Here is a 945-nt window from a genome sequence, read left to right as displayed (position 1 = left end):
ATTGGATAAAACATTATTAAAACGGGGTTTAAAATGAATATCAAAGATTTGCAATATTATCATTATCTAGTTGAAGCAAAAAATTTCTCAAAGGCCGCTGAATTCTTCGGCGTAAGCCAGCCGACGATTACGCTTTCGTTGAAACGCCTTGAAGAAGAACTGGAATCAAGACTTTTGATCAGAGATCAGTCGCATAAATTGCTTAGGACGACCGAAGCAGGCTTGAAGTTTGATCTCCATGCTGCCAGAATTTTGAATGAACTCACTGTTGCACAAAAGGAACTGGATCGTTTGAAAGACGAAAAAATCTCTCTGGGACTGCCTCCAATCATCGGGAACAGATACTTCCCGAAACTGATGCCTGACTTTCTTGAAAATAATATGATGAACAGTCTCGAGATTAAGGAAGAAGGTTCGCAGGCTCTGTTAAAGATGCTTTTGAACGGTTCGCTTGATTTTGCTCTGCTTGGTTCGATTAATCCGATTTCAAACAATGACCTTTGGGTTGACGTCTTTGGAAGCTCCACGCTTAAGATTATCGTTTCAAGGCATCATCGCCTGGCTCAAAAAGAAAAAATAAGCTTTGCAGAATTAAAAAACGAACCCTTCATCATTCAAGACAAGGGGTTCGTTCACGGTAAGGCCCTGAAGGAAATGGCGCATAGAGCACACTTCAGGCCAAAGGTAATTTATAAGACAAGTGACATCAATCTCTTGAAGGCGATGGTCAAAGAAAACATCGGTATCGGATATTTGACCGATCTGGCAGTTTCTGATTCGGATCAGCTTGCGGTGCTTGAACTGACTGACAGAAATCCGCCTGAATTTTTCCTGTCCCTCGCTGCGAGAACTGATTTGGCTTTGACGAAAAAGCAGGAGAAACTGCTTGAAATCCTGAAAGAAAATATTATTAAGCACCATTGTCAAAACTCTTGCCAGTCATTT

Annotated in this window: 1 protein-coding gene; it reads left to right on the top strand. The window is 41.2% G+C overall.

Annotated features, from left to right (window positions below):
* Positions 1 to 33 precede the first annotated feature (33 nt).
* A partial coding sequence (locus V7Z60_RS06550; protein ID WP_334117045.1) for a LysR family transcriptional regulator occupies positions 34 to 945 on the top strand: 912 nt, incomplete at its 3' end.

The sequence above is a fragment of the Ligilactobacillus sp. genome, from assembly GCF_036846325.1.
Taxonomy (GTDB): Bacteria; Bacillota; Bacilli; order Lactobacillales; family Lactobacillaceae; genus Ligilactobacillus.
This window is presented reverse-complemented; position numbering and strand designations above follow the sequence as displayed.